Source organism: Frankia sp. CcMO1 (assembly GCF_977945845.1).
Genome location: NZ_CDWTMG010000348.1, coordinates 1 through 3,678 on the forward strand (window position 1 = coordinate 1; position 3,678 = coordinate 3,678).

4 protein-coding genes are annotated in these 3,678 nt (G+C 71.4%); all 4 read left to right on the top strand.

Going from position 1 to position 3,678, the window contains the following annotated elements; all coding sequences use genetic code 11:
• Nucleotides 1–209, top strand: a 209-nt coding sequence (locus AC08OU_RS23540) for a hypothetical protein (RefSeq protein ID WP_476605836.1), incomplete at its 5' end; no start/stop codon positions are given.
• 1,758 nt (nt 210–1,967) lie between these two features.
• Nucleotides 1,968–2,588 carry a hypothetical protein gene (locus AC08OU_RS23545; protein WP_476605837.1) on the top strand — a complete coding sequence of 207 codons (621 nt, stop codon included), beginning with the start codon at nt 1,968–1,970 and terminating at the stop codon, nt 2,586–2,588.
• Between the two features lie 65 nt (nt 2,589–2,653).
• The gene (locus tag AC08OU_RS23550; protein ID WP_476605838.1) at nt 2,654–3,085 is read left to right on the top strand and encodes a YbaB/EbfC family nucleoid-associated protein; all 432 of its coding nucleotides are present in this window, start codon (nt 2,654–2,656) and stop codon (nt 3,083–3,085) included.
• Nucleotides 3,078–3,464: a hypothetical protein gene (locus AC08OU_RS23555; RefSeq protein WP_476605839.1), complete on the top strand. Its 387-nt coding sequence runs from the start codon at nt 3,078–3,080 to the stop codon at nt 3,462–3,464. The genes AC08OU_RS23550 and AC08OU_RS23555 overlap by 8 nt, the downstream gene beginning before the upstream one ends.
• Nucleotides 3,465–3,678 lie beyond the last annotated feature (214 nt).

Genomic DNA, 3,678 nt, shown 5'->3' on the forward strand with positions numbered 1-3,678 from the left:
ATCGGTGCCGACGAACGGGCGAGGGCTGTCGCGCCCGTCGACCGGTGCGGGTGCCGGGGTGCCAGGTGTTGGTGCTGCTGGCCTCGGCAGCTCGCCGATGGCGCCGGTGGGCGCCGGTGGTGCTGCGGGGAAGGATTCGCGGCGTGCTGGTCGCGCGGGTCAGGCGGGGGCGCCGAGGACGTTCCCCGGGGCGGTCGGGAACCCCCTGACGCGGCCGTCGTTGGTGACCAACCCGTCGCCGGCGCCGCCGACGGGAGCCGGCGCGGCGCTATCACGTGTCGTGTTGCCGCCGCCCGCGACGTCGGCGGGTTCGGCAGCGCCGAAGCCCCCGAGCCTGGCCCGGGTGCCCGCTGCCGGAACGCCGGGTCCGGGAGCCCCGCCCGCTGGCGGAGTGGCCGCGGACTCGGGGTTGTCGCGTCCGCCGACAGGTGCGGGACTGTCCGCCGTGCCGGATCCGGGTCGTGGGATCGGGATTCCGTCCGATGCGGGCGCCGGAGAGGGAGCCGGCGGGTTGGGCGGGATGCCGATGTCGCCGATCGCTCCTGGCGCTGCGGGAGGTCAGGATTCGCGGCGTGGTGGCCGAGCCGGTCGACCGGAATCGCTGAGAACGTTCCCCGTTCCCTCCAAGAACGGGTCCTTGCGCCGCCCGTATCCTCACTCCCGGAAGCCGTTGATGCCGTTGGTCGTCTGGCAGACGGGAACGGGGTCCGACGGACCGCCCGGCATGCAGGGAGCCTCTGCGACGCCGCCGTCGAAGGGTCGGGACGAGCTCAGCCCGATGCGCCCGGTCCAGCCGCAAACCCCGTCCGCCGGCGCGAGTGAGCCGGCTGCGGGTGAAGCGCAACCGCTGACGGCCGCTGCGAGCGTGCCGGCCCCTGCACTGCCCGGGCACATCTCCGTGCCGGGGTCGGGGCTGTCCCGGCAGTCGACGGGTGTGGCCTTGGCTGGAGTGTCGCGTGGCCCAGGGCCCGGGAGCGTGTCCGCAGATTCGGGCGCCGGACTCGGTGGCTTGCCGATCATTCCTGGTGGCGGCGGCAACCAGAAGCCCGGCCGTGACGGCAAGGTGAGCCAGCCGAGGTCGCCGGCGGAGTTCCCCGCAGCGGCCGGCGAATCGAGAACCGGCGCGGTCGGTGCCGCGCGTCGGAGGGGAGGTCGGCACGCGCCGTCGACGCCGTTCGAGCCGGGCCAGGACGCGTCGCCCCCGAGCGGTGCTCCGCTGACGGCGGTCATCGCCGACATGCGCCCGCCGATGCCCCCCGCGCCGTTCCTGCCTCTCACACCGGGTGACCCGGACGTCGGAGACGGGCGACGCGCCAAGCGGCGAGGAGACGTTGCGGTCACTCCGGAGGCGACCACGCCGTCGCCGCCCACGCGGGCTGCCATTGGCGGACCTCGCGCGCGCGCTCCTCGGTCGGACGTCGTCAGCTTGGCCGGCGTAGCGTTCCGCCGGGAGACACGCCCAGCCGAGGTTTCGCCTCCCGTCGCACCAGCTGATCCGGGGGACCCGATCCGGTCGGCTCCCGTCGTCGCGGCTGCGGGCGGAACGTCCGCGGACCCAACGGCCGCCGTCAGTGGCCGGCACATCGGCCGCCGTACTCGCGGGCGCCACCGCGCAGAACCGGTCCTTCGTGAAACCGGGGGACGCCGCGGCCTGCTGGGCCGGGTCGTGGGTCGGCGCGGGGAGGGTGGCCACCCGATGGGCGCTCCGGGTGAGGCAACGCCCGCCACGTCCCGGGGGCCCCTGCCGAACCGTCACGACCTGGACGGCGGGTCGTACGACGCGGGCCGGATGTCCGACGGCATCCACACGGTCGGCGAGCAGGGATTCCGGCCTGTGAAGCTCCCTCCGTGGGCGGTGCAGCCAGACGACGCCCTGATCGGTTCGGGGAACCGCGGATGACGGCGGCGGACTGCACCGTGGCCGTTCCGACGGAACCGACCGGAATTCACGAACGGAGGACGCTGCGATGAACAGTGTGACGCCACCGACACCCCGCAAGGACCAGGGTGGATCGGGTGCCGCTGGTCCGGGGGCGCGGAAGGTCGTGCGCTTCTTCTCCGTCGAGGGACAGCGCCGCCGCCTCGAATTCGCCAAGATGCCTCCCGCGCGGGCGATGACCCCGGAGGAAGAGACCACGTTCCTGGAACGGATCCGGGCGCAGGAGCGCGCCCGGGAGAAGGCGGAAGCCGAGGACAAGGCTGCGCGCGAGCGGACGGCCCGGGGGAAGGGGTCGCGGGATCAGGCCGCCAGGGCGAGGGCAACTGCGGCTGGCCGAGGAGGACGCGCGGCGGGCGGTTCCGGCGAAGCCAAGCAGGAGCGGCCAGAGCCTGATTCCGGCGCCGGACCAGGCGCGCGGACCTCCCGTGGCCGGCACGCCGCGGATGCAACCGAGATGCCGGCGGGGGCCGCCGGATATCGGTCCGGTGGGCGGCGGGCTCCCAGCAGGTCGGATGAGCCCGGCTCCGGCACGGAACCGGCGACGCCGCCGGCCGCCACTGCCGACGCCGGCCGGCGGCGTGAAGCCCGTCGCACCAACGTTTCCCGCCGTGGCGTGATCGGAGCCCCACAACTTCGTGAAGAAGAGTGAGACGGACTCACGAGGACGTGAAGCGCGGGCTCACGCGGGTCCGCCGCGAAGAAGGTGCTGGAAGCATGACCGAGATGGACATGGGGACGCGGCTGCAGCAACTGCGCAGTGCTCTCGCTGAATCGCAGCAGCAGATGCTCGAGGCTCGCCGGACACTCAGTGCCCTGACGGCCAAAGCGGAGTACCGGGACGGCTCCATCGTGGTCATCCTGGACGCGCAGGGCCAGATAACCCAGCTGACCTTCCGGGGAGACGGCTACCGCGACCTGGATTCGGAGGAGCTCTCCCGCCGAATCCTTTCCGTCGCGTCAGAGGCCTACGCCCAGTTGCAACGCGGCGTCGCCGAGCTCATGCCCCGCAGCCCATGGGGTGGGTTTTCCGCTGAGGAGATGCTCGATCCCAACACGGATCTCAGCCGGATGCTGCCTGATGACTTGTTCGCCGTCCAACCGGACTCGGCGAGCGAGCGGCCGAAGCTAGGTCGCGGTCGTGGCTGACCAGATCGCCGTCGACTCGACCCAGCTCAAGAACGCTGCCGACGTCCTGAGGCGTGACGCCACCTCGATGCAGAACTACCTGCACGATATCTACAACGCGCTCAGGCCCCACGATCCGAGCAATGGCGGTGGCGACGAGGTTGGCAAAGCGATCGGCGAGCAGTATTTCGACAACGCCAATCAGCTTCTGCACGCGGCCGGAATCGCCGCGCTGCTGTTGATCGACATTGCGGACTTGGCCGCGACCGGCGCTGATGGCGCCGAACAGATCGAACTGAAACTGGAGAAGATCAACCGAGATCTGAGCGTCGGGGACCCGAAGCTGCCCCCGCCGCTCGAGGGACCCGCTACGGGGTCCGGAGCGCACGGCCGGCGCTAGGCACGCCCAGGTCACCGCGCTATGTAAACCGGATCGAGGTTCGACCGGTAACGGCGTCTGAATCGAGTTTCTGGTGGGTATCGAGGTTCCGTCGTGGGTGGCGGAGATGTTTCATGTCGTGACTGGTGATGCGTGGCCGGTTGCGGATGAGGATGAGATTTTTGGGTTGGCGCAGTTGTGGTTGTCGGTGGGTGGGCAGTTGGGGGAGTTCGGG